This is a genomic window from Tenacibaculum sp. FZY0031 (assembly GCF_036350695.1).
Classification (GTDB): domain Bacteria; phylum Bacteroidota; class Bacteroidia; order Flavobacteriales; family Flavobacteriaceae; genus Polaribacter.
In genome coordinates, this window is the sequence record NZ_JAZDVY010000008.1 from 152314 (window position 1) to 177036 (window position 24723).

The window sequence follows — 24723 nt, forward strand, 5'->3', positions numbered from 1 at the left end:
GTATAAAATCATGATGAAAACTTTGCACTCTTATTGGGCATATATTGTATTAGCAGTTTTAATTTTTACTGTGGTAAATGCTATTATAGGATTAGTACAAAAAAAAGAATTCACCCATAAAGAGTTCCGTTTAGGGTTATTTACGTTAATTACAGCTCACATTCAATTATTAATAGGCTTAGGATGGTATTTTATGTCTCCTTGGTATAAAGCCTTAAAATCAAACGGAAGCGAGGTAATGGGAGAGTCAACGACACGTTTATTAGCGATTGAGCATCCATTAATGATGATTATTGCCATAGTATTAATAACCATAGGATGGTCAAAACATAAAAAACAAGTAAAAAGCGAAGCTAAGTTTAAAACCTTTGCCATCTTCTATGGATTGGCTTTATTGCTAATTCTCTCAAGAATTCCTTGGAGCAACTGGTTTTAAGATAAAATTATAGTCCCGCTTTCGCGGGATTTTCTATTTTTGCGGACTAGTAAAGTTTTAAAAATGAAATCGGTATGTTTTCTAAACGGTTTTTGCTCTTAAAAAAACAAAACTAGCAAACAACAAAACAACTAAATAGAATGAAGGTCTTAAGTTATATTCTCTCATCAATCTTTGCATTGGTGTTTTTTTCTCTATTGTTAATTTTCCATCCAGTACAATGGATTGGATTAAAATTTTTTGGTCAAGAAGGACACCAAAAAGTAGTAAATATCATGAATTGGTTTCTAATTAAATCGTTATTAATTTTAGGAATTCGAGTTCAATTTGAAAATAAACATAGCTTACCAGAAAATACCACTTTAATTTTTGTAGCAAATCATCAAAGTACATTTGATATTCCGCCAATTATTTGGTATCTTAGGAAGCACTACCCAAAGTTTGTATCCAAAAAAGAGCTAGGAAAAGGAATTCCTAGCATTTCTTTCAATTTAAAACATGGAGGAGCAGCTTTAATTGACAGGAAAGATCCTAAGCAAGCCTTATCTGAATTAGGTAAGTTCGCCAAACGAATTAATAAAAATAAATGGTCTGCGGCTATTTTTCCAGAAGGAACAAGAAGTAGAACAGGAAAACCAAAGACATTCTCTGTTAATGGGCTTAAAATGATTGCTAAATACAATCCAGATGCCTATGTGGTTCCGTTGTCAATAAACAACTCATGGAAAGTTTTTAAATACGGAAAATTCCCGTTAGGAATTGGAAGCCCAATAAAGATAAAAACGCACGAACCTATAAAAGTAAACAGTTTACCGTTTGATGAGTTAATAGCAAAAACTGAAGCAGCTGTAAAGTCTGCGATATACTAAACAAAAACAAACAACAATAAATATAAACCCTTAACTTAAATTATGTCATTACAAAACATTAGAAAAGAAGTAATGCAAACGCTGGAAAAAAACATTGACAGTTTTGTAGACAAATTCTTAATGCCAATAGAAAAAATTTGGCAACCAACTGATTTTTTACCCAACTCTCAAAAAGATACTTTTATTGATGAAGTGAAAGAAATTCAAGAAATTTCAAAAGAGCTTGACGATGATTTTTGGGTGGTTTTGGTAGGAGATACGATTACCGAAGAAGCTTTGCCAACCTATGAATCTTGGTTGTTAGACTTAGATGGAGTAACACAGCAACCTGATAATGGTTGGGCAAAATGGATTCGTGCTTGGACCGCTGAAGAAAACCGTCATGGAGATGTATTAAATAAGTATTTATATCTTTCAGGAAGAGTAAACATGCGTGAGGTAGAAGTGTCTACACAGCATTTAATTGCTGACGGATTCGATATCGGTACTGCAACCGATCCGTATAAAAACTTTGTGTACACAAGTTTTCAAGAGCTAGCAACGTATATTTCGCACTTAAACGTAGCGAAAATAGCGAAGAAGAAAGGACACAAAGCTTTGGCAAAAATGTCTCGAATTATCGCTGGAGATGAAATGCGTCATCACTTAGCATATACTGAATTTGTAAAAGAAATCTTTAAGATTGATCCAAGTGAAATGATGTTAGCGTTTCAGCATATGATGAAACATAAAATTGTAATGCCAGCAATGCATTTAAGAGAAGCTTTTGGAGAAAAAGGAAGTTTGTTTGATGATTTCTCAACAGTAGCGCAAAGAATAGGTGTTTATACTGGTTTTGATTATGTTGATATCGTAAGAAAATTAAACGAAGCTTGGGAAATTGATAAGATTACTAATTTAACACCAGAAGCAGAAAAAGCACGTGATTTCTTAATGAAATTACCAGATAGAATGTACCGAATCACCGAACGTATCGTAGTACCTGATACAAAGTTCAATTTTAAATGGATGATTCCTGCATAAAAATAAAAAAGCAACCAATTTGGTTGCTTTTTTATTGTAATATAAACGTGTCTTGATCATCCAAAAAGCGAAATCGATCACGGATTTTTGTTTGCTCTTGTTTGTTTAGTTTAACAATTAACGTTTCTTCACTTCCTAGGTTATTTTTAGCTAAACAATTTCCTAAAGTATCGTAGCATACGGTATTTCCTGTATACTCATACTTATTAGGGTCAACTCCTACTCTATTCACACCAGCGGTATAAGTCATGTTTTCAATAGCACGTGCTTTTAATAAGCTATCCCATGCTTCGATACGAGGTTTAGGCCAACTAGCTACATATAGCAATAAATCGTAATTTTCAGTATTTCTAGCCCATACAGGAAAACGTAAATCATAACAGATTAACGGGCAAATTTTCCATCCTCTATAGTCAACAATAATTTTTTCAGTTCCTGCAGAAAATACTTCATGCTCACCTGCTAGCGTAAAGGTGTGTTTCTTATTATATGAATCTATTTTCCCAGAAGGATGTACAAATAACAAACGATTGTAAAAACGATCATTTTCACGAATAACAATACTACCTGTAATGGCTGTGGTTTTTTTTTGAGCCAAATCTTGTAACCATTGTACCGTTTCACCTTCTATAGTTTCAGCAACTGCTGAAGCATTCATGGTAAATCCTGTAGTAAACATTTCAGGCAAAACGATTAAATCAATTTCATCTAATAAACCATTGATTTTTTCTTCAAATTTTTTTCTGTTTGCTGTAGGATTTTCCCAAATTAAATCCGATTGAATCAAAGCTACTCTTAAGTGATTCGTTGTGTTCATGAATATAGGCTATTTGTACTCTCAAAAATAGGATAAAAATTGTACTTTCGATTCAAGCTAAAACCATTTTAAAAAAATGCAGTCTTTTATCTCAGAAACGTTAGATACTATTTTACAAAACACCAAATCGTTTGAAAATGTTGTGTTTGTATTGCCTTCACAAAGGGCGGGAGTTTTTGTAAAAGAAACGTTTAAAAAGAATTTTTCGACGACGCTTAAAAAGGCAGGTTTTTTACCAGAGATTATCAATATTGGTGATTTTGTTGAAGAAATTTCTGAAATGAAAAAGATTGATGCAGTTCAGCTCCTTTTCCATTTTTATACCATTTACAAAGAACAAGAAGAGAGCCCAGATTCGTTTGATGTGTTTTCTTCGTGGGCATTTACGCTTTTACAAGATTTTAATGAGATTGACCAACACTTAATTAACTCACGAGAGATTTTTGTGTATTTACGAGATATACATCGTTTACGAAAATGGTCGGTAAAAGGAGCGTTTAAAGAAACCGAATTGATGAAAGATCACTTTTCTTTTATGGAAAAGTTGAATAAATATTACGATGCTTTTTATCAGTTTTTGGTTGAAAATAATATTGGATACCAAGGAGTTTTATATCGAGAATCAACTAAAAAAGTAGCAGATTTCATCCGTAGAAATCAACAGAAAAAATACTTTTTTATAGGATTCAATGCGTTAAATGCCGCAGAAGAATTGTTGTTTGAACAATTTTTGTTGCATGGAAATGCAGAAGCCTATTGGGATATTGACAAAACGTTTTATGAAAGTCAACACCAAGCAGGAAGCTTTTTAAGAAAATATAAAACTCGATGGAAATATTATCAGCAGCATTCAATTCAAACGGTTAAAGATTTCTTTTCAGAAAGGAAACATATTGAAGTAATTGGAGCGTCTAAAAACATCACGCAGATAAAATATGCAGGAGAGATTTTAGAAAAGCTACCTAATTATAACAACACAGCGTTGGTTTTAGCGGATGAAACACTATTGCCTATTACGTTGAATTCGTTGCCTGCGACTGTAAATGCTATTAATATTACAATGGGATATCCGCTAAAAGATATTCCTACAACGAGTTTAATATTTGCTATTTTTCAATTATTTCTACATCAAGAAAAGTTAGAAAAGAAAGAAAGCAACTTTTTTTACCATAAAGATGTAGTTCGCTTGGTAAAAGATGCTGCTATATATCAACTATTACAGTTAGATGAGTATACTAATGTAGCAGATGTGCTTTCAGAAACAGTAGCCGAAGAGAACAATACTTTTATCAGTCCAGAAGAAATCATAACATTTCTTTCTCCTGTTGAGGAGGGTATTAAAGAAAAAATTGTCACTATTTTCAATCCGTTTGTATCAATTAGTGAATTTTTAAACAGAATAATTGAGCTGATTAATTTGCTAAAAGAGAATGCGAATGAATTGGAAAAAGAATATTTATTCCGTTTCTACACCGCATTTACTCAGTTGCAAAACCTGCATAATGAATTTGGATATGTACAAGATTTAAAAACCTTGCATCAATTTTTTAGACAATTAATACAGTCGGAAAGTTTATCATTTCAAGGAGAACCCTTACAAGGGTTACAGTTAATGGGAGTATTGGAAACTCGTGTACTAGATTTTGAAAATGTAATCATCACTTCAGTGAATGAAGGAGTCTTACCAGGAAATCATCAACAAAACACCTTTATTCCGTTTGATGTAAAAATAGAATTTGGTTTACCTACGTACAGAGAAAAAGATGCACTGTTCTCCTACCACTTTTTTAGATTGTTACAACGTGCCAAAAACATTTACATTTTATACAATACCGAACACGATGTGTTTGGAAGTGGAGAAAAAAGTCGTTTTGTAACGCAGCTAGCAATGATGCGAGATGATATTACTGAAAAGATTATCAGTCCGAAAGTAGTAACATCACCTGTGCAGTTAAAAGAAATTCAAAAAGATAAAAAAGTACTAGAACGTTTACAAGAATTAGCTCAAAAAGGAATTTCTCCATCGGCATTGACCAATTACTTGTACAATCCGATTGCTTTTTACAAGCAGAAAATTTTAAAAATTAATGAACTAGACGATGTTGAAGAAACGGTTGCTGCAAATACTATGGGAACTGTTGTGCATGATACCCTGGAAGCATTATATAAACCTTTTGAAGGTAAATTTCTGCAAGTAGAAGATGTTGAAAATATGCAGAAAAAAACCAAAGAACTCGTAAGTTTTTATTTTTCAAAACACTTTAAAAACGGAGATGTAACCACAGGGAAGAACCGGTTAATTTTTGAAGTGGCTAATCGTTTTGTAGAGAATTTTCTGTTGAAGGAAAAACAATTGCTGAAGGATGAGAATAACCAGCTAAAAATAATTGCTACAGAGCAAGAGTTGTCTTCAGAAATAAGAGTTGAAGGAATTAATTTTCCGATAAAAATAAAGGGAATTGTCGACCGAATTGATGAGCTCAACGGTGTTACTCGAATTATCGATTATAAAACAGGAATGGTTGATAGTACTAATTTAAAGGTACTCGACTTTGAAGTGATACGCGATTTAAAATACCACAAAGCGATTCAGGTAATGTTGTATGCTTTTTTATATACTCAAGACACACAATTTAATTTTGATAAACCGCTTGAAGCAGGAATTATCTCATTTAAAAACCTAAAAAGTGGTTTTTTACAGATGAATTTCTCATCTAATTATCGAAAACCTGATAATGCGATTACAGAAGAAAAATTAGAGGAGTTTATGACCGAAATAAAAGTAGTGTTAACAGAATTATACAATCCTGCACTCAGCTTTGTAGAAGCTACTAATTTACCCTATTAAATAGCTAAATAAACAATTTCCCAATCTTGGTTGTTACTCGTATAGGTTTTTAAAGTTTTAAAACCAATGGCTTTATGCGCATTGACAGATCGAGTATTCTTCTCATCAATTTCTGTGATAATAGAGTAGTATATTCCAGAGAATTCTTCTTTCATTGTTGCATACAAACCTCTAAAAACTCCCTTTCCTCTGTAATGTTTGTCTATACAAACTTGCCCCATTAAAATATAAGGTTTACTACCCTCTGAAGTTGTATCTATTTCATCAAACATAGGAATGAGGATAGGAATGTCATTTCTGAAAATTTTAGACATTGACAAGGCATAACCCACAACAATCCCATTACTTTTTGCAATGATATGAGGGTGTACATCGTTCATTTTTTGTAACAATTCTAAGTTATGACGAACCGTAACAAACCCTTGTTCTTTTTTATCTGCTTCCGATAATTTTTCGGGTAAGTTTTGTTGCTGCAGCTTTAGTATTTGAAGCAATTCTGTTGGGTTGGTTGCGGTAGTGAACTCAATCATAATTTTAAAAAAATAGTGGAGCATATCGGAGTCGAACCGATGACCTTTTGACTGCCAGTCAAACGCTCTAGCCAACTGAGCTAATGCCCCAATAAAGATTGTTATGCATTTACATTATTAGAAATGACTTCATGCCAAATATAGTATTTTAAACCTGAGTTCAATTTATTTTTTGATAAATAATGTCAGTTCGAGTATCGACCATTGGGAGATGTATCGAGAACTAATAGCCCCATACATCTCGATACATTTTTCTTTCTTTAAGTCAGAAAAATTACTCGATGTGACAATTAGTTTCAAAATATCCTTTAATTAAAAGTATTAAAGTTTTAAGGATGCGCATTCACCCAAACCTCACCATCTTCAAAAAATTCTTTTTTCCAAATAGGAACTGTTTCTTTTAAGGTGTCAATGGCGTGCTGACATGCTTCAAAAGCGGCTTTTCTGTGTGGAGAGGAAACGGTAATAATTACAGGAATATCACCAATCGTTAACAAACCTTCTGCGTGATGAATGGCAATCTTTTTTACTCTAAATTTTTCCAAAGCAGCATCCGCAATTTTTTGCATTTCTTTAATTGCCATGGGCTTGTAGGTAGAAAAATCTAGTTGAGTTACTTCCTTGTTTTGAGTAGCATTTCTTACAGTACCTACAAAAACAGCAATTCCACCACAGGAAGGATCGGCTACAAAATCGTAACATTCTTGTAAATTAAGTTTTTCTGAAGTTATTTTTATAGATGTTGTGTTCATATTAGTATGCAAGTTTAACAAAGATATAAGATTGAAAGCTTAAAAAGAATAGAAACCAATCAGATTTAAATAATTATTTTTGTTAGCTGAAACAGAATACAACTTAAAATGAAAACATTGAACGATTTCAATTTCGAAAATAAAAAAGCATTAATTCGTGTAGATTTTAACGTACCTCTAAACGATAGTTTTGAAGTAACAGATGATACGAGAATTCAAGCAGCAAAACCAACGATTATAAAAATATTAGAAGATGGAGGTAGCTGTGTGTTAATGTCGCATTTAGGGCGCCCGAAAGGTAAAGAAGATCAGTTTTCGTTACGTCATATTGTTAGCAAAGTAACAGAAGTGTTAGGTGTACAAGTGAAGTTTGTTGATGATTGTATTGGTTCAGCGGTTAAAGAAGTGGTAGCTAATTTAAAAAGTGGAGAGATTTTATTACTAGAAAACTTACGTTTTTATCCAGAAGAAAAAGAAGGAGATGTTGTTTTTGCTGAACAATTATCTAAATGGGGTGATGTATATGTAAATGATGCTTTTGGTACTGCACATAGAGCACATGCTTCTACTGCGATTATAGCACAGTTTTTTTCAGAAAATAAATGCTTCGGAAATTTATTAGCAACAGAGATTGAAAGCATTGATAAAGTATTAAACAACTCAGAAAAACCAGTAACCGCTATTTTAGGAGGCGCAAAAGTATCGTCTAAAATTGGTGTAATAGAAAATATTATTGAGAAAGTAGATCACATTATTGTGGGGGGGGGTATGACGTTTACGTTTATCAAAGCTTTAGGAGGAAAAATTGGAAATTCACTAGTTGAAGAGGATAAATTAGCCTTAGCCTTAGAAATTTTAACGAAAGCAAAAGAAAACAATACAGAAATTCATTTACCAGTAGACGCTGTTATTGCAGATGCTTTTTCAAACGATGCCAATACGCAAGTAGTAGACACAAATGAAATTCCTGATGGATGGATGGGGTTAGATTGTGGCCCTAAAACGGTTGAAAAATTTGCTGAAGTTATTGCAACGTCTAAAACGATTTTATGGAATGGTCCTTTAGGGGTTTTCGAAATGGAAAAGTTTGCACAAGGAACCATTGGTTTAGGAAATGCTATTGAAGAAGCAACTAAAAATGGAGCCTTCTCGTTAGTTGGAGGAGGAGATTCAGTTGCTGCGGTAAAACAATTCGGATTTGCAGATAAAGTGAGTTATGTATCTACAGGTGGAGGAGCGATGTTAGAAATGTTAGAAGGACGTACCTTACCTGGTATTGAAGCAATTCTTAATTAGTAAATTTGAAAATGAGTTAATTCGCTAATTTTTAAATCGAAAAATTTTAAAATAAAAGTTTAAATGTGTAATTGTTGAAGTGTTTATTAAGTTGCTTTTTTAAACAATTACACAATTCAACAGTTAAACGATATAAAGAATGAAATATACAACCTTACCAACTACAGATATAAAAGTTTCTAAAATTTGTTTAGGAACCATGACATGGGGGCGACAAAATACCGAAGCAGAAGGTCATGAACAAATGGACTATGCCTTAGAACAAGGGGTAAACTTTTTTGATACTGCAGAATTATATTCTGTACCTGCGACTCCAGAAACATATGGAGCTACGGAAAAAATTATAGGCTCTTGGTTCAAAAAAACAGGAAATAGAGAAAAAGTAGTGTTGGCTTCTAAAATCGCAGGAGGAGGTGATTACACAGCACATATTAGAACAGGTGGCTTCAACAGGAAGAATATAAGTGAAGCCATTGAAGGTAGCTTAAAACGCTTACAAACTGATTATATTGATTTATACCAATTGCATTGGCCAGATCGTGGTGTAAACTGTTTTGGGGTACGTGATTACCCATACAAAACTTCTGCAAAAGAAGCTGAAAAGCATCTAGAGATTTTAGAAACGTTGAATGATTTTGTAAAACAAGGAAAGATAAAGCACGTAGGTTTGTCTAACGAAACACCTTGGGGAACTATGAAGTACTTAGAAACTGCAGAACAACGTGATTTACCAAGAATGGTTACCATTCAAAACTCATACTCGTTAATTCATAGAGGATATGAAGTGGGAATGTCTGAGGTTTCTATGAGAGAAAATATTGGATTATTAGCGTATTCTCCTCTAGCACAAGGAGTGTTAACAGGAAAATATATTGATGGAAAAACTCCAGAAGGAGCAAGAGGAACTTTGTTTCCTAGGTTTATTGCTAGATATAAAAATGAAGGTTCAGAAAAAGCGGTTTTAGAGTATCAAAAAATAGCGAATAAACACGGATTAACATTAACAGAGCTGTCTTTAGCATACATCAATCAGTTACCATTTGTAACGAGTAACATTATTGGAGCTACTAAAATGAGTCAGTTAAAAGAGAATATCAATTCTATCAATATTGCATTGTCAGAAGACATTTTAGCAGAGATTGAAGCGGTGCATACAATGATTCCTAATCCAGCGCCTTAAAAAAATAAAAACGGAAGTAAGCTTACTTCCGTTTTTTTTATTTAAAAAATAGTATAACCTATATTTAAGCTGAGTGATTTGTAATCTGAAGACCAAAAAGAATAGTTTCCTAACAGATCTTTGCTATTGTATCTCAAATCAATACTATACTTATCATATTTGTACCCTAGAGTTACAGCAAAAGAAGAGTTCGGTTTTATATTTAATGAACTTAAATTAGAACCATCCCCTCTATTAAAATCTACTGCTGAATCAATTTTAATGTCTGTTACTACGTAAGACCCTAAAAGGTAAATTTTAGAATTTTTGTTTAAGAAAAAAGAGTGTTTAACACCAATAGGAACTTCAATAGAACTGTAATTAATACTAGAAACTAAAGTATTCCCTGAAACATTATTGCTTTCTGTAGATTTTTGAGATTTAAAAGATTGATATGCAGGGGCAATTACCAAACTCCATTTGTTTTTGTTAAATGGGAATATGTATTCAGCCTCTATACCAAACCTGCCACTAATTTTATTACCAAAGTCAGTATTTCTACTATTATCTGTACTATTTTTAATACTTAATGAGTTGTTGTTAACTCCTGCTTTTATAGCTAGACTAAAAGCTTTTCTTTTTTTAGAATTTCTATAAAAGTTTATAGATTCACTATTTTTACATTCATTGTAATCTATAAAAAAATTAGATAAGCTGCTGTCATTGTATTTTAGAGCCTCAATCCTTTTAGTAGTTAGAGTGTGGCATTTTAAATTGTTAAACAATTGTTGAAGAAATTGCTTGTTTTCGTAAATTGTATAGTTGTTTGTATACTTTTTATAAATCAATTGGGTAACTTCTCTTTCATTAGTAGAAAAAAAGAATCTTTTTAAGTTACTATTTTTGTAGGAAAATAAACTGGCATCGCCTTCAATTAGTACCTTTAAAAACAGCGTTTCTCTTATAAATACTGGATTGCGATTATTAGATAGTTCGCCTACGATACTACTAGACTTATCAATATCTATATTGGCTCGAATGTACTTAGAGGAGTTGTAAATTCCAAACTCTTTGATGGAATTAATTGTGTTTGTTTTTTCAGAATCGATAGCACTACGCTTGTATATAAACTCAGTAGGGGTGTCTTTCCAGTCTATATTTTTAATTAAGCATTCAACCTTTTCTCCTTCATTAGAAATAAAATATCCTTTTTCAAATGTAATTTGAGCATAGCAATTAATGGTTGCAATAAAAATGGCAACATAAGATAGAATTTTTTTCATTGAATTTTTTTTTTGAATCTTGACAAAAGTATAAAAAAAACCGAAGTAGCTTTTATGTTTCGGTTTTTTGTTTTTTATCTAGAAGTCTAAAAACTATTCTTCTACAATTTTAAAAGAAGAAGCTTTAAACTTACCATCTTCAACTTTTCCAGTAACCTCGGCCTTTCTAATAACATTACAAAAACCAATATTCTTATCGTGAGCATCACCATAGTCATCTATGTGAGCACCTTCAATAAAATAGGCTTGTCCATCTATTTTTATAGCTAAATCACATCCTTGTTGGCTGTCTAAACCAAACTTACATTGACCGCACGAAGCTTCTACTATTTGTGTTTTTTCTTTTGGAGTACTACAGGCAACGATTCCTAAGAATACTAAAAGTAATATTTTTTTCATGTTGTGAATTTATGAAAATAAGCATAAAAAAACCAGAATAAATTTATTCTGGGTTTAATTAATTATAGTATTTAAACCTCCTAACTCTCTTCTTCTCCAACAAGTTCTTCTTGTGTGGTTACAGAGCCAGTAGTTGCGTTTCCGTAGACAGGAGTTTCATTTCTTAGAATATCAATTACTCTTGCAAAATTATCTGCCGTCATATATGGAGTTTCTTGTCTTTTTCCCTGAAATGTCGTAAAGTAAAATTTACCCAAATCAATTTTAGGATCCCATAAAGCTTGATAGCCTTTCAATTTTGTCCACCCTGTCGTTCCTTGTGCATAATGTGGCATAATATGTTAGTTTGAGTTAATAGTGATGTAAAACTATCAAAAAACACAGCCAATAAGGGGTGTCTATTTCCCGTTTTTAGTAGGGACATACCCCTTATTTTTTAAGGATGAAACAACTTGTTTATCAAAGGGAATATAATTTAATATCCTATTTTACCTCGAACTCTTTGTAGCACATCTTTAGCTATTATACGAGCTTTTTCTGCCCCTACAGCCAAAGCTTCATCAATTTCATGACGGTTTTCCATATAGTGGTTGTACTTTGTGCGTACATCAGCAAACTGGTCTATAATTAATTCATACAAAGCTTGTTTTGCATGTCCATATCCGTACCCTCCATTTTCATAATTAGCACGCATTTCAGCTATTTGCTCTTCTGAAGCTAATAATTTATATAGAGCAAAAACATTATCTGTATCTGGATTCTTTGGGTCTTCTAAAGCTTTACTATCTGTTTGAATTCCCATAATTTGTTTACGTAACTTTTTGTCTGGGAGGAAAATGTTGATGAAGTTATTTCGTGATTTACTCATTTTTTCACCATCAATACCTGGAACTAATTTGGTGTCTTCATTTATTTTTGCTTGAGGTGGAACTAAGGTTTCACCAACTATATTGTTAAATCTATTAGCAACATCACGCGTCATTTCTAAATGTTGTAACTGATCTTTTCCTACTGGAACCACTTCAGCATCGTACAATAAAATATCCGCAGCCATTAACATTGGATAGGTAAATAATCCAGCGTTTACATCTGCCAAACGATCAGCTTTATCTTTAAAACCATGAGCTAAGGTTAAGCGTTGGTAAGGAAAAAAACAACTTAAATACCAAGTTAATTCAGTAACTTCAGGAATATCACTTTGGCGATAAAATACGGTTTTATTAATGTCAATACCACAAGCAAGCCAAGTAGCCGCAACACTATAGGTGTTTTCTCGCAATTCGTTTCCGTCTTTAATCTGTGTTAAAGAGTGCATGTCGGCAATGAAAATAAACGATTCATTTTTAGAATCATTTGCCATTTCAATTGCAGGTAAAATGGCTCCTAATAAATTCCCTAAATGTGGGGTTCCCGTACTTTGTACTCCTGTTAAAATTCTTGACATAAGTCTGTTTTGAAATGTTTTTAAATAAGTGCTCGCTTAAGTGAGCAAAAATAAGCTTAAAATTTATCAAACAAAAGAAATTACTACATTCGCATATTGGGGAGATCTTAATACTCATTTTCGTAGAGAAAAAGTATAAGGTTAATTAATTGATTATAATTTAAAAGAGTTGAAATATCTATTTTTTCCTATTCGTTTTATTTGGCGCGTTTGGTTCTACACATTAATTGTAGTTTCAATATTAATAATGGCACCTTTTATGCTGATTTTAACTTCAGATGAAAAATACTATCCAGTTTTTTGGAAGGTAGTAAGAGCGTGGGCTTATTTTTTAATTTATGGAATGGGGTTTCGACTAAAAGTTGAAAAAGAGCAAGAAATAGATCGAAATAAAAGCTACATGTTTTGTGCCAACCATGCGTCATTTATAGATCCATGGATTCTAATAGCGATGAGTAAAAATCCAATAGTTTTTGTGGGGAAGAAAGAATTGGCAAAATTTCCAATTTTTGGTTTTTTTTATAAAAAAGTGGTTATTGTAGTTGATAGAAGCGATTTGGAAAGTAGAAAAAAAGTGTATGAAGAAGCCCATAAAAGATTAAAAAATGGAACTAGTATTGCAATTTTCCCTGAAGGATTAGTGCCTGCTGAAAACATCGTTTTAGCTCCCTTTAAAAATGGAGCATTTAGTTTAGCTATTGAACATAAAATTCCAATCGTTCCTCAGGTGTATTACGATGGAAAACGGTTGTTTTCTTGGGATTTTTTTAAAGGTGCTCCCGGAACACTGAGAGTAAAACAATGTGAGTTTATTGAAACAGAAGAACTAGTTGTTGGAGATAAGAAAAAACTTAAAGAAGAAACATATCGTGTTATATACAATGAATTGATAAATGATGAGTTGTATATGAAAGATACTAACCGACCTAACAATGAGCGAGAATTTAAATCACTTTTATAGCGAAAAAGAAGAAAGAGTAAACATCCTTACTCACGGATTTGGATTGTTGTTAAGTATCATAGCCTTTCCTTTTTTAGTAAAAAAATCCCTTAACTATCATACTTTTTGGAAAATAGCTAGTTTTTGTATTTATGGGTTAAGTATGATAATTCTTTATGCAGCATCTACTTTTTATCATGCAGCTAAAGAACCTAAACTTAGGCGAAGACTTAACATTTTAGACCATGCAGCTATTTATGTATTAATTGCCGGAACATATACCCCATTTTGTTTAGTTGTATTACCACCAAAACTAGGTTGGTATATGTTTATTTTTGTTTGGCTATTTGCTATTACAGGGGTTATACTAAAGCTTTTTTTTACAGGACGGTTCGACAAACTATCAACAGCGTTGTATTTATTAATGGGATGGCAAGTTGTTTTTGTAATTCAACCGTTAATGGAAAATTTATCAGATAACGGCTTGTTATATCTTTTTCTTGGTGGAGTTTTTTATACCGTTGGGGCTATTTTCTATTCCTTAAAAAAAATAAAATATAGTCATGCAACCTTCCATGTTTTTGTATTGTTGGGTAGTTTGAGTCATTTTTTAGCTATTTTCTTTATTGACTAACTTTTTACGGTAAAAAAATAAAATATCTGTAAAATTAAAGTTAAAAAACTTGTTATTGGTAATTTATTGTTTGTATTGGTTAGTATTGTATCAAATAGATTTGTTTTATAACTGTAGGTTTGTTTTAAGTAATTTAAAATCAATCAATTATGAAACAAAAAACTATTTTGTTACCCTTCTTCTTTTTGTTGTTTTTCTGTGTTGAAGCTCTGCTGGCTCAAGACTGTAAGATTACAAGTGAAAATCAAAAGGTATTTTTAAAATACCCAGAATCAAAAAAAGAATTTGACAAGTTTAATAACTACACAAAAAATGTAGTTAGAAAAAAACAGACTTCGCTTTTTAATAAAGCTGGAGAGACCTATACCATTCCGGTGGTTGTACATGTTTATGGCTCAGTTCAACATGGACTAACGGTAACGTATGATAAAATAAAAGTAGCATTAGATAAACTGAATGAGGATTTCAACGGACTTAATGATGACTTCAATACTGTTGATCCTGTTTTTTCAGGAAGACGAGGTACTCTTGGTATTCGATTTGCTTTGGCAAAAATAGATCCTAATGGAGGAAGTACTAACGGTGTAGTATTTCATCCAGAAAAATCAGGATATGGAAACGGAGGTGGTTATGACGATCAAATTTCAGCAGACGCTTGGGATAATTATAAGTATATGAATGTATACATTATGGGAGATTTATATGCAGACGGGAGTGCAACAAACTCGGGTGTTGCTTGGTATCCTAATACTACCATGTCTGATAACAACACTGCTAGGGTGGTTTATAACGGGCGTTACATTCATGGAAATACGAACAAAGAGTTTGCTTCAGTATTAACGCATGAGTTTGGTCATTGGTTAAATCTTATACACACGTTTGAAGGTGGGTGTAATGACCCAAATGGAGATTATGTAGACGATACTCCAAAAGAAGATTCTAATTCAGGAGATGATGGTTGTACGGTTGGAGCAAGTGATTGTGGTAATTTAATTAATTATGAAAACTACATGGGGTATGATGCTGCTGCTGGTTGTGGAAAAATGTTTACACAAGGACAAATTGATAGAATGCTTACAGCATTACAGCATCCAGCCCGTAAGCCTTTGTGGCAACCTGAGAACTTAACAGCTACAGGAGTAAACTTAAATGGGGCATCTCTAATAGTAGATTCTACTACAGTAGAAGAAGCATTATCAAATGATGGTTCAATAGTTGATGAAACTAAAAATATATCTATAGAAGGAACTACTTTCTCAGTTTCTTCAGGAAACTTAATTTCTGGGACTCATTTTGAAGCCAACCTTCCTCAAGGTTTGTCAGCTCAAATAACCGTACTTAATAATAAAACACTTAGTGTGAAGTTTACAGGACAAGCAACGAGCCATTCTAAATTAGGTAATACTACAGGTTCTGTTACGTTTAAAGATGCTGCAATTTCAGGAGGAAGTTCTTCTTTAAACTCTAATAAAGTAACGTTTAGTTTTTCTTTTTATGACCCTTACAAAGTAGTGTATTTTGACAACGAAGATTACACAGCTAACTCTGGAAGTACTTGGACGTTTTTTACAATAGAGGGTGCTAGTAACAATAGATTCGGAACTTTTTATGAGAATAGTTCATTGATATTGGAAACCTATAAAAAAGCATTAGTATGTCAATCCGGAACTAGAAATGTGAAACCAATTGAATTGAATACAGTGATTGATCAACAAAGTTCTTGGGTTGATGGAGGCGCATATCCCGATTTGCATGTAATTAGAAATACTAATTACTCTTCTTGGGATGGTAAAACTGCTTATATAGGTTTTCAATTAGAATTATACCCAGGAAAAACGAATTACGGTTGGTTTAGAGTTAGTGTTAACAATGATGGAACATCATATGCGCTACTAGATTATGCATATAGCACAGAGCCTTTTGGTACCATTAAAGCGGGTAGTAAAGTGTGGGACGGAAATACAGGAGCTACTTGTAGTGATGGAATTCAAAATGGAGATGAAACAGGAATTGATTGTGGAGGTTCTTGTGAACCTTGCACCGTAACATATTGTGATTCCAACGGGAAGAGTGTAAGTGATGAGTTTATAGGTAAAGTTGAATTAAATACCATTAGTAATAGTTCGTCAGGATCAAGTGGCGGATATGCAAATTATACGGCTACAATATCAACTAACTTATCAAAAGAAAGTAATTATTCAATAACCATAACACCAGGTTGGAATAGCACTGTTTATTCCGAAGGATATAGTGTTTGGATTGATTACAATCTAGATGGTGATTTTACAGATGCTGGAGAGCAAGTTTGGGCTCAAACAGCATCTAAAGACACTTCGGTAATAGGACAGTTTACCGTGCCAAATTCAGCAGTTTTAGGAACTACTCGAATGAGAGTGGCTATGAAATATAATGGTATACCTGCGTCTTGTGAATCGTTTAGTTATGGGGAAGTGGAGGATTACAAGATTGTTATTGGTGACGGAAACTGTAATGATGGGATTCAAAATGGAGATGAAACAGGAGTTGACTGTGGAGGTTCTTGTGCACCGTGTAGTACAAATGATGATATCGTATATGTCGATATAGATGATCTAACGGTAACCTCAAGTGACCCTTGGAAGTTTTTTAGAATTGAAACAGGAGACGATGCAGATTATGGAGCTTGGTATACTAGCAACTCAGTGCGATTGGAAACCTACAATAAAGATATTGTTTGTGAAGGAACAACGAGTAAGGTGTCCTATTTAGAGGAAGGTATTACTGTTGGAGCATCAAGTAATTTTGTAACAAGTTCTAGTCCTTATACAGTTAGTTCATCCAATTATACGTCTTGGAATGGAAAGACTGGTTTTATCGGGGTTACTTTTAAAATAAACGGAAACACACATTACGGATGGTTTCACATTGTGGTAGCAAACGATGGACAATCTTATACATTGACAGATTATGCTTACAATAAAACGGCGAACTCACCAATTACAACAGTGACAAGAAGTGGAGTTGCAGGGCCTAACGATGAAAAGTCTAATAATAGTGGAGTCATCTCTGCAATACCTAATCCATTTGTGTCACAAACAAAAATTGATATCTCCAGTATTTCAAAAGATGGGGCTATTCGATTAGAGGTGTATGATTTATTGGGAAGACATATACATAGTAAAGATATTCAATCGCCTTCTACATTTATATTGATAGATGATAGTATACTAAAGAAAGAAGGTATGTATTTGTTAAAGATACAATCAGGAAAACAAGTAAAAACTCTTAGTATTCTAAAAAGATAAGCAAAGAGTTTTATTAGGGGAATAAAAGCTGTTTGGAAGATTTTCAAACAGCTTTTTTACCACTTATTATAAGGTAATTTACTTAGGTTGGAGTTGTAGTATTTGGTAATTCCAGTAACCTCTTTACCTAACCACTCAGGTTTTGAAAAATGTTCGTTTTCGTCTTCTAACTCTACTTCAGCAATAAGCAATCCACTATTGTCTCCTAAAAACTCATCTACTTCAAACGTATGATTGTCAATTTTTACTAAATACCTATACTTTTCAATACTACCTTTTTCACACAAGTCAAAAAGACTTTCAGCTTCTTTTTTATCAATTTCTTTTTCCCATTCAAATCGAGTAGTTCCATTAGCATTTGATGGCCCTTTGATGGTTAAAAAACCGGTATCGTCTTTTAAACGAACTCGTACTACTCTTTCTTTATCTGAATTTAAAAACCCTTGTTTTATGTAGTTTTTTTGAAAAGCTTCTTGTTTAAACTCAGTAGATTTTACCAAGAATTTTCGCTCTATCTCTGTTGTCATGTTAAAGGAATCAATTTTACACGAATGTACTATTTTTGTCGATATTATTGGTATATCTTTGAGTAATGATTTTAATAGTTAAACTTGGTTAAATGGCAGTAATTACTACAAAAGCCATTGTTTTAAGTTCTCTTAAATATGGAGATACTAGTTTGGTTGTAAAATGTTTTACTTTACAAGAAGGAGTAAAATCGTACATGATAAAAGGAGTACTAAAATCAAAAAAAGGAAAGTTAAAGCCTGCGCACTTTCAACCATTAACACAATTAAATCTTACTGCAAATCACAGCAATAAAATTTCGTTGCATTCTATTAAAGAAGTGCAAGTGATTCATCCGTATGAAACCATTTATACTTCTATAGTAAAACAATCAATTGTACTGTTTTTATCAGAAGTGTTATCATACATTTTACAAGAGGAGGAAGAAAACAATCCTTTGTACAGTTATATTGAAACATCTTTAATTTGGTTAGATACACATGATGAGGTTGCGAACTTTCACTTACTGTTTTTGTTAAATTTATCTAGGTATCTAGGCTTCTATCCAGATACAACCAATATTGATAAAACAGCATTTAATTTGTTAGAAGGAAGTTTTACCGATACCGAATATGAAAAATTAACAATTTCAGGGAAAGAAATAATGCTGTTTAAAAGCCTATTAGGCATAAATTTTGATGCAATTAATTCAATTTCTTATTCAAAAAAAGAAAGACAAATAATTCTCCGAATTATAGTTCGGTATTATGAGTTACATTTGGAAGGATTTAGAAAACCTAAATCATTAGATGTTTTAGAAACCGTATTTAATTAATATGAAGCATAGAATTACTGTATTATTTTTATTGTTCGTAACTACAATTTTCTCTCAAACAGTTACTGTTATCGATGCTGAAACAGGAAAACCTGTAGAAGCTGTTGCCATTTTTAATAAAAATAAAACAACATCGGCTGTAAGTGATGAACTAGGGAAAGTTGATGTTTCTGATTTTAAAGAAAACGAAGTGCTCACCTTTACACATGTGTCTTATGCGGTGTATCAAGAGAAAAAATCAGTAATAAAAAGGAATAATTACCACGTATATTTATCAAAAAACTCAGAACAGTTAGATGAGGTAGTTGTTTCGGTTTTTAAGAACAGAGAAAAAACCAACCGCATTGCTGAGCAAATAGCCGTGGTATCTTCAAAAGAGATAGAAAAGTTATCACCACAAACATCAGCAGATTTATTAGCAAGTGTTCCTGGAATTAAAGTTCAGAAGTCACAGTTTGGAGGAGGAAGTCCTGTTTTACGCGGAATGGAAAGTAACCGAGTTCTTTTGGTAGTTGACGGTGTTCGTATGAACAATGCAATTTATCGAAAAGGACACTTACAAAACTCAATAACAGTAGCTCCAAATTTATTAGAGAGAACAGAAGTTGTTTTTGGACCCTCATCGGTAATCTATGGTTCAGATGCTTTAGGAGGAGTAATTCATTATTATACTAAAACCCCAAAGCTATCAGAAAAAGGAAGCGAAATTAAAGGAAATACTTTTTTGCGATATAGTTCAGTAAATAATGAAGTAACTAATGTAGTTTCTGCAGAATTAAGATTTAAAAAATGGGCATCTTTTACAAGTGTAGCTCATAGTAATTTTGGAGACTTAAAGATGGGAGAAAATCGTTCTCATGGTTTTGATAATTGGGGAAAGGTTCCTTTTTACTCCAATAATACAAACACTTTTTATAGTGATACGCCAGTTGCTAACTCTGACCAAAGCTTGCAAAGAAATACAGGGTATAGCCAAACAGACGTATTGCAAAAGTTTTATGTGCCTTTTTCAAAAAATACAGATTTTAAATTCAATATTCAATATTCAACTTCTTCCAATATACCTCGTTTTGATAAGTTAACGGAGTTGAAAAAAGGAAGTTTAAAATTTGCTGAGTGGTATTACGGACCACAAGAACGTTTGTTGGTCTCTCCGCAGTTAATTATCAACCCAAAGAAAAAGTGGATGGATAATGGAACCATTACTTTGGCATACCAAAACATCAAGGAAAGTCGTATTCAACGAAAGTTTGGAAGCTTAGATAGGTCTTATAGAGAAGAAAAAGTTGATGTTTTTAGTTTGAATGGAGATTTTACAGTTCCGCTAGCAGAAAATAGAAATTTAGGGTACGGAATTGAAATTGCATATAATGATGTAGTGTCAAACTCTTACGGAAAAACATTACGTGTTAATGGTAATAGTATTGTTGGCTTTGATGGTGATTTCGTAGTGCAGTCTCGTTACCCTGATGGAGGAAGTAGTTATTTGAGCTCTGCTTTTTATGTAGATTACCGTCAAGATATCAATAGTAAATCAACATTAAACACAGGAATTAGAGGAACGAATACAGTATTGAAAGCAAAGTGGTTGGACGAAACTTTTATTGATATTCCTCAAAAAGATATTCAATTAGATAACCAATCGTTAACAGCAACTATAGGGTATGTATACAAGCCTAATAAAACATGGCAGTTAAATACAGTAGTATCTTCTGGTTTTCGATCTCCCAATATTGATGATGTAGGAAAAATAAGAGAGAAGAACGGAAAGGTAACCATACCAAATACTAGTTTAAAACCAGAGCATGCATACAATGCTGAAATTGGTGCTCAAAAATACTTTAACAATAGAAAATTTAGAGTTGGGGCAAATGTGTATTATACTTTGTTGAATAACTATATTTATAGAGAGGATTTTGAATTGAATGGAAATTCAACTATTGAGTATGACGGAGAAGAAGGGGCTATTGTGGCTAATGTAAACAAAGGAACAGCTTATGTTACAGGTGCTACGGTAAGTTATCAAGGGAAGCTGCATAAAAATTGGAATACATCAGGATTTGTTACATACACGTATGGTAAAGCGTATGATACAAACGAACCGTTATCATCTATTCCGCCGTTATTTGGTCGTTTTGATTTAAGTTATGTAAACAAGAAGTTTGAAGGAGGAGCTAACTTAGTTTTTAATGCGAAAAAAGATATTTCAGACTATAATATAACTGAAGGTATTGACAACCATGAACAAACACCAGTTGTCAACGCGAATGCAACCGAAGATATAGATAAATACTACGGAAGTCCTAGTTGGATGACTGTTGGGTTGTACGGAAAATTCCAGTTTACAAAAAACATAGCTTTACAAGCACAATTATCTAACCTATTTGATGAACATTATAAAGAATTTGCTTCTGGAGTTTCAGCTTCAGGACGTAATATTTCAGTATCTTTGCTAACCAATTTTTAAGTAAAAAATCAAATGATTAATTTTTTCAGGTTAGTAAGTTTATTAGAAGGAATATCTTATATTTTATTGCTTTTTATAGCCGTTCCAATTAAATATTTACAAGGAAATCCAGAGTATGTAAAAATGCTGGGTATGCCTCACGGATTGTTATTTGTAGGATACATAGTGTTAGCAATCATGTTAAAGTATGAGCTAAATTGGAATGGTAAAACTTTCGGAATTGTTTGTTTACTTTCTATCTTACCTTTCGGAACATTTTTCGTTGGCAGGTATCTTATAAAAGAAACGGTATAATATTGATTTAATGTAATAAAGGTTAGTAAATAGTAGTTCGTTGAGCGAAGTCGAAACGAAACCCCATTAGTATATTAAACCATTGCTACATTGTTATATTAACTCATTACTCTATTGACCATTATGACATTGAATAACTATCCTCCGCTAACTGGAGGAATAATTGCAATTACATCATTTTCTTTTATGAGTATGTCGTCTGTAGCGTAACTTTCGTTAATAGCTACAGCATACGAACTTATTTTTTGTAGCTCGGGGAATTCTGCTAAAAGAAATTCTTTAAAGCTAGCAACAGTACTTTTGTTTGGTAGTTCAATTTCTAATGAAGAACTGTCAACCAAGTCTGTGGCCATACCGAAAAATAGAATGCTTATTTTCATATAACAAATCTACAATTTTATCCCGAAAACTACTCTGTTTTCAGATTTTCCATTAAAGTAAGAGCGAGCAAAATCTACACGTAAAAAGCGCCATTTTCCAATACCAACATTATCTAAACCAATAGCAAATTCAGTATAAGGTTTGTTGCCCGCAGTAAATAATCCTTTTGCTCCAGTAACTAGATGAAAGTTAAGTTTGTTTAACAAAGGAACCTTGCTTAATAATGCTCCTTTAAAATTATATTCTCCATGGAACTCAGCGTATGTATCATTAGAACTTAGCTGATAATACGGAAGCATATAAAAGTTGTTTAAATAGTTGTCTTTTGGGGCTATTAACAAGCGATTTCCGTTAAAATGAGCATAATCTATAAAAGGAATGTCTTTTTTCTCTAAGAACATACCTCCTTTTGCTTTGTAAGCAAATTCACCCCAATTACCAAAATTGATTTGTTGATATAATTGAGAAAAAACCACATCAGAATTCCATTCAGAATTTCCTGAGCCAAAGTTTTTTTGATAACCAATGTATAGTGATGGGTACTTACGACTAGGAATGTTATATTTTCCATCAGGGTATGATAAGTATTTTTGTCCAAAATTAATGTTTGCTCCTAAAGAAAAAGTCCACATTTGATGAGGTGTAAAACCTGTTGAAAAATCGGTAGGATTTTGCGGATTGTTAGAAGTATAATCTATATCATCTTGCGGAAACATTACATAATCAGTTGTATTAAATAATGGTTTTCTATCTGCAAATTCCAAAGAAGAAAACATGCGTATTCCGTTCGTTACTTCTTGAGAAAAAGATGCTTTGGCAAATGTCTTTTCATAAATTTTTAAATAGTTTCTTTCAAAACCAATAGAACTTATTGTATTCCAAAACTTGGAAATAGGCTGTTTTGGGTTAAATTGTGATGTAGCAATTCCTCCAGAAATTGTTAAAACAGGTCGCGTAGTATTATTCCAACGATAGTTGAAGTTGGCTGTAGGACGCACTTTTTTCTCTGAAAAACCATAATTAATATCAGCCCCAATACTAAAACGTTTTCCTTTTTTGTTCAATGATTTTCGGTAGTTAATACCTAAAGAAGAATTCCATCCTTGCACCGTATTAAAGTTAAGACTTTCAATAGGCGAAGAAGTGCTTATCGACCATTTGTTGTAAGAATCTTGGTAAGTGTAACCAGAAAGAATATCCAACGGTTTAAACTTATTGTTTTTGGTGTCAATAGAATCTAAATATTTCTTCGATTTTCGAATGGTTTTTATACTGTCTTTTAATTTGTAATCTGATATTTCTTCAGAAGTTAAAGTTACAGGGCGAATTTCATTCCAATATACAGAATCCTTTTCAGTAGCATTTTCTGCAAACGAAAGCACTTCGTTACCAAAAGTGTCTTTAGTAAAATTAGGATTAAAATTATAGTTAGAATAAGCAGCAGAAAAGCGTCCGTTAAAATGAAATCCAAATAACCCTGCTTTAAAATCTATGGTTTGTGTAACCGGTATCCAAGCGTTATTTTTACTGGAGAAATTATAGTTCTGTTTAATATGTAACGAATCTACAATTGGTAGGCTTATTTGTGCACCTGTAATCATAACATCAGCACCGTAAATAGCCCAATCATCTTCAACAATATAAATAAAACCACTAAAAACGCGATCATTTTTACGTTTTGGTAAAAGTTGAATTTTGTTAATTAGTTTTCCATTTTTATCGTAAAAAACACCCGTTAGTTTATAGCTGTAATAACCAAAAGCACCATTAGCAATGGGTGAAATAACGTTAACATCAGCCAAATCAAAAGAGTTTTCATAAAAGTTAAAGTTTACTTCTTCTGCTTGATTAAAACTAATACCGTTGTCTTGCCCACTAACTTTTGAAGCTATAATATGTTCTTTAAAGTTTTTAGGCCTTTTTTGAAAAGCGATTTTTGAGACCGTTTCAGAAAGATATACCACACCACTTCGAGTTGAGTCTAACCCACCTCCCATATCACCAATGTCTTGCCCTAAAAATTTTTTAGGTAAATCTTTTACCCTAAATAAACCACGAGAGTAAAAATTGGCAGTATACTCAGCAAACTTATCCGTGTTTTTAGCTTTATTAGCAATAGCATTCCTAATAATTTTGTTAGCAGGGTTTTCTTCAGAAGAAACAACCACTTCATCTAAGGTAACCTCTTCTTCAGCCAAAACAACATTTAAGATAAAAGGAAAAGAGTTGATTTCAACCGTTTTTTTAACGGTTTTATAGCCCAACATTTGAAATATTACCGTGTGCTGTCCTGTTGAGTTAAAGGCTAATTCATAGTCGCCATTTGTATTGGTTGTGGTGCCTGTAATAGTGTTTTCTAAATAAACACTTACAAAAGAAATAGGTTGGTTTTTAGTATTGGTAACCTTTCCTGTAATTTGAGAAAAGGTTATTGAAGAGCATATTAAAAACAAAAATGTAGTTATGATTTTCATAGTCAGTTAGTTGTTGGTAACAAACATAAAAGAAGAACTTTGTAAAGTGTA

Annotated in this window: 22 protein-coding genes and 1 tRNA gene; 12 read left to right on the forward strand and 11 right to left on the reverse strand. The window is 32.7% G+C overall.

The features are described from left to right. The first annotated feature begins 13 nt into the window (after window positions 1-13). From V1T75_RS12810 to V1T75_RS12820, 3 genes are all read left to right on the forward strand, one after another. On the forward strand, window positions 14-436 hold the full coding sequence (locus V1T75_RS12810) for a hypothetical protein (RefSeq protein ID WP_330489003.1): 423 nt from the start codon (window positions 14-16) through the stop codon (window positions 434-436). 140 nt (window positions 437-576) lie between these two features. Further along, window positions 577-1305 (forward strand): lysophospholipid acyltransferase family protein, encoded by a 729-nt coding sequence (locus tag V1T75_RS12815; RefSeq protein WP_330488920.1) that lies wholly within the window; start codon window positions 577-579, stop codon window positions 1303-1305. A 42-nt stretch (window positions 1306-1347) separates the two neighbouring features. Then, the gene (locus V1T75_RS12820) at window positions 1348-2328 is read left to right on the forward strand and encodes an acyl-ACP desaturase (RefSeq protein ID WP_330488921.1); all 981 of its coding nucleotides are present in this window, start codon (window positions 1348-1350) and stop codon (window positions 2326-2328) included. Between the two features lie 31 nt (window positions 2329-2359). Here the strand turns inward: V1T75_RS12820 and V1T75_RS12825 are convergent, their stop codons facing one another. Next, complete coding sequence (locus tag V1T75_RS12825) at window positions 2360-3145, reverse strand: amidohydrolase (RefSeq protein ID WP_330488922.1); 786 nt, start codon at window positions 3143-3145, stop codon at window positions 2360-2362. A 76-nt stretch (window positions 3146-3221) separates the two neighbouring features. Between V1T75_RS12825 and V1T75_RS12830 the strand changes: the two genes are divergently transcribed. Then, window positions 3222-5993: a PD-(D/E)XK nuclease family protein gene (locus V1T75_RS12830; RefSeq protein WP_330488923.1), complete on the forward strand. Its 2772-nt coding sequence runs from the start codon at window positions 3222-3224 to the stop codon at window positions 5991-5993. On the opposite strand, the gene V1T75_RS12835 is transcribed toward V1T75_RS12830, so the two are convergent. From V1T75_RS12835 to V1T75_RS12845, 3 genes are all read right to left on the reverse strand, one after another. Continuing rightward, the gene (locus V1T75_RS12835) at window positions 5990-6523 is read right to left on the reverse strand and encodes a GNAT family N-acetyltransferase (RefSeq protein ID WP_330488924.1); all 534 of its coding nucleotides are present in this window, start codon (window positions 6521-6523) and stop codon (window positions 5990-5992) included. The two genes, V1T75_RS12830 and V1T75_RS12835, sit on opposite strands and share 4 nt — an antisense overlap. Before the next feature lie 16 nt (window positions 6524-6539). Beyond that, window positions 6540-6613: transfer RNA gene (locus V1T75_RS12840), tRNA-Ala, on the reverse strand. A 239-nt stretch (window positions 6614-6852) separates the two neighbouring features. Next, complete coding sequence (locus V1T75_RS12845) at window positions 6853-7275, reverse strand: molybdenum cofactor biosynthesis protein MoaE (RefSeq protein ID WP_330488925.1); 423 nt, start codon at window positions 7273-7275, stop codon at window positions 6853-6855. Between the two features lie 108 nt (window positions 7276-7383). Between V1T75_RS12845 and V1T75_RS12850 the strand changes: the two genes are divergently transcribed. Together V1T75_RS12850 and V1T75_RS12855 are read left to right on the forward strand one after the other, a co-directional pair. Then, window positions 7384-8571 carry a phosphoglycerate kinase gene (locus V1T75_RS12850; protein ID WP_330488926.1) on the forward strand — a complete coding sequence of 396 codons (1188 nt, stop codon included), beginning with the start codon at window positions 7384-7386 and terminating at the stop codon, window positions 8569-8571. Between the two features lie 139 nt (window positions 8572-8710). After that, complete coding sequence (locus V1T75_RS12855) at window positions 8711-9751, forward strand: NADP(H)-dependent aldo-keto reductase (RefSeq protein ID WP_330488927.1); 1041 nt, start codon at window positions 8711-8713, stop codon at window positions 9749-9751. Window positions 9752-9792: 41 nt separating this feature from the next. Here V1T75_RS12855 and V1T75_RS12860 read toward each other — a convergent pair whose 3' ends face one another. From V1T75_RS12860 to trpS, 4 genes are all read right to left on the reverse strand, one after another. After that, the gene (locus tag V1T75_RS12860; protein ID WP_330488928.1) at window positions 9793-11013 is read right to left on the reverse strand and encodes a tRNA modification GTPase; all 1221 of its coding nucleotides are present in this window, start codon (window positions 11011-11013) and stop codon (window positions 9793-9795) included. A gap of 93 nt (window positions 11014-11106) precedes the next feature. Then, complete coding sequence (locus V1T75_RS12865; RefSeq protein WP_330488929.1) at window positions 11107-11412, reverse strand: DUF6370 family protein; 306 nt, start codon at window positions 11410-11412, stop codon at window positions 11107-11109. Window positions 11413-11492: 80 nt separating this feature from the next. Continuing rightward, a complete protein-coding gene (locus V1T75_RS12870) occupies window positions 11493-11747 on the reverse strand; it encodes a hypothetical protein (RefSeq protein ID WP_330488930.1) in 255 nt (84 codons plus the stop codon). Window positions 11748-11887: 140 nt separating this feature from the next. After that, complete coding sequence (gene trpS / locus V1T75_RS12875) at window positions 11888-12856, reverse strand: tryptophan--tRNA ligase (protein ID WP_330488931.1); 969 nt, start codon at window positions 12854-12856, stop codon at window positions 11888-11890. Window positions 12857-13115: 259 nt separating this feature from the next. On the opposite strand from trpS, the gene V1T75_RS12880 reads away from it, so the two are divergent. The 3 genes from V1T75_RS12880 to V1T75_RS12890 all read left to right on the forward strand — a co-directional run bounded on the left by V1T75_RS12880 (window position 13116) and on the right by V1T75_RS12890 (window position 17714). Next, window positions 13116-13817 (forward strand): lysophospholipid acyltransferase family protein, encoded by a 702-nt coding sequence (locus V1T75_RS12880; protein WP_330488932.1) that lies wholly within the window; start codon window positions 13116-13118, stop codon window positions 13815-13817. Next, window positions 13789-14430 carry a PAQR family membrane homeostasis protein TrhA gene (trhA, locus tag V1T75_RS12885; RefSeq protein ID WP_330488933.1) on the forward strand — a complete coding sequence of 214 codons (642 nt, stop codon included), beginning with the start codon at window positions 13789-13791 and terminating at the stop codon, window positions 14428-14430. The genes V1T75_RS12880 and trhA overlap by 29 nt, the downstream gene beginning before the upstream one ends. Before the next feature lie 149 nt (window positions 14431-14579). Beyond that, window positions 14580-17714 (forward strand): M43 family zinc metalloprotease, encoded by a 3135-nt coding sequence (locus tag V1T75_RS12890; protein ID WP_330488934.1) that lies wholly within the window; start codon window positions 14580-14582, stop codon window positions 17712-17714. Between the two features lie 56 nt (window positions 17715-17770). Here the strand turns inward: V1T75_RS12890 and V1T75_RS12895 are convergent, their stop codons facing one another. Next, a complete protein-coding gene (locus V1T75_RS12895; RefSeq protein ID WP_330488935.1) occupies window positions 17771-18241 on the reverse strand; it encodes a CYTH domain-containing protein in 471 nt (156 codons plus the stop codon). Window positions 18242-18333: 92 nt separating this feature from the next. On the opposite strand from V1T75_RS12895, the gene recO reads away from it, so the two are divergent. From recO to V1T75_RS12910, 3 genes are read left to right on the forward strand one after another with little or no spacing between them, the layout of a single operon-like run. Next, the gene (gene recO / locus V1T75_RS12900) at window positions 18334-19056 is read left to right on the forward strand and encodes a DNA repair protein RecO (RefSeq protein WP_330488936.1); all 723 of its coding nucleotides are present in this window, start codon (window positions 18334-18336) and stop codon (window positions 19054-19056) included. A 1-nt stretch (window position 19057) separates the two neighbouring features. Then, window positions 19058-21523, forward strand: coding sequence for a TonB-dependent receptor (locus V1T75_RS12905; RefSeq protein ID WP_330488937.1), 2466 nt, complete (start codon window positions 19058-19060; stop codon window positions 21521-21523). Between the two features lie 12 nt (window positions 21524-21535). Then, window positions 21536-21817: a DUF3817 domain-containing protein gene (locus V1T75_RS12910; protein ID WP_330488938.1), complete on the forward strand. Its 282-nt coding sequence runs from the start codon at window positions 21536-21538 to the stop codon at window positions 21815-21817. A 137-nt stretch (window positions 21818-21954) separates the two neighbouring features. Here V1T75_RS12910 and moaD read toward each other — a convergent pair whose 3' ends face one another. After that, window positions 21955-22197, reverse strand: coding sequence for a molybdopterin converting factor subunit 1 (moaD, locus tag V1T75_RS12915; protein ID WP_330488939.1), 243 nt, complete (start codon window positions 22195-22197; stop codon window positions 21955-21957). Between the two features lie 9 nt (window positions 22198-22206). Then, window positions 22207-24672 (reverse strand): DUF5686 family protein, encoded by a 2466-nt coding sequence (locus V1T75_RS12920; protein WP_330488940.1) that lies wholly within the window; start codon window positions 24670-24672, stop codon window positions 22207-22209. Between the last annotated feature and the right edge of the window lie 51 nt (window positions 24673-24723).

Coding starts and splice junctions, on each gene's coding strand:
- V1T75_RS12810 (WP_330489003.1), top strand. CDS start 14: ATGAAAACTTTGCACTCTTATTGGGCATATATTGTATTAGCAGTTTTA.
- V1T75_RS12815 (WP_330488920.1), top strand. CDS start 577: ATGAAGGTCTTAAGTTATATTCTCTCATCAATCTTTGCATTGGTGTTT.
- V1T75_RS12820 (WP_330488921.1), top strand. CDS start 1,348: ATGTCATTACAAAACATTAGAAAAGAAGTAATGCAAACGCTGGAAAAA.
- V1T75_RS12825 (WP_330488922.1), bottom strand. CDS start 3,145: ATGAACACAACGAATCACTTAAGAGTAGCTTTGATTCAATCGGATTTA.
- V1T75_RS12830 (WP_330488923.1), top strand. CDS start 3,222: ATGCAGTCTTTTATCTCAGAAACGTTAGATACTATTTTACAAAACACC.
- V1T75_RS12835 (WP_330488924.1), bottom strand. CDS start 6,523: ATGATTGAGTTCACTACCGCAACCAACCCAACAGAATTGCTTCAAATA.
- V1T75_RS12845 (WP_330488925.1), bottom strand. CDS start 7,275: ATGAACACAACATCTATAAAAATAACTTCAGAAAAACTTAATTTACAA.
- V1T75_RS12850 (WP_330488926.1), top strand. CDS start 7,384: ATGAAAACATTGAACGATTTCAATTTCGAAAATAAAAAAGCATTAATT.
- V1T75_RS12855 (WP_330488927.1), top strand. CDS start 8,711: ATGAAATATACAACCTTACCAACTACAGATATAAAAGTTTCTAAAATT.
- V1T75_RS12860 (WP_330488928.1), bottom strand. CDS start 11,013: ATGAAAAAAATTCTATCTTATGTTGCCATTTTTATTGCAACCATTAAT.
- V1T75_RS12865 (WP_330488929.1), bottom strand. CDS start 11,412: ATGAAAAAAATATTACTTTTAGTATTCTTAGGAATCGTTGCCTGTAGT.
- V1T75_RS12870 (WP_330488930.1), bottom strand. CDS start 11,747: ATGCCACATTATGCACAAGGAACGACAGGGTGGACAAAATTGAAAGGC.
- trpS (WP_330488931.1), bottom strand. CDS start 12,856: ATGTCAAGAATTTTAACAGGAGTACAAAGTACGGGAACCCCACATTTA.
- V1T75_RS12880 (WP_330488932.1), top strand. CDS start 13,116: ATGCTGATTTTAACTTCAGATGAAAAATACTATCCAGTTTTTTGGAAG.
- trhA (WP_330488933.1), top strand. CDS start 13,789: ATGAGCGAGAATTTAAATCACTTTTATAGCGAAAAAGAAGAAAGAGTA.
- V1T75_RS12890 (WP_330488934.1), top strand. CDS start 14,580: ATGAAACAAAAAACTATTTTGTTACCCTTCTTCTTTTTGTTGTTTTTC.
- V1T75_RS12895 (WP_330488935.1), bottom strand. CDS start 18,241: ATGACAACAGAGATAGAGCGAAAATTCTTGGTAAAATCTACTGAGTTT.
- recO (WP_330488936.1), top strand. CDS start 18,334: ATGGCAGTAATTACTACAAAAGCCATTGTTTTAAGTTCTCTTAAATAT.
- V1T75_RS12905 (WP_330488937.1), top strand. CDS start 19,058: ATGAAGCATAGAATTACTGTATTATTTTTATTGTTCGTAACTACAATT.
- V1T75_RS12910 (WP_330488938.1), top strand. CDS start 21,536: ATGATTAATTTTTTCAGGTTAGTAAGTTTATTAGAAGGAATATCTTAT.
- moaD (WP_330488939.1), bottom strand. CDS start 22,197: ATGAAAATAAGCATTCTATTTTTCGGTATGGCCACAGACTTGGTTGAC.
- V1T75_RS12920 (WP_330488940.1), bottom strand. CDS start 24,672: ATGAAAATCATAACTACATTTTTGTTTTTAATATGCTCTTCAATAACC.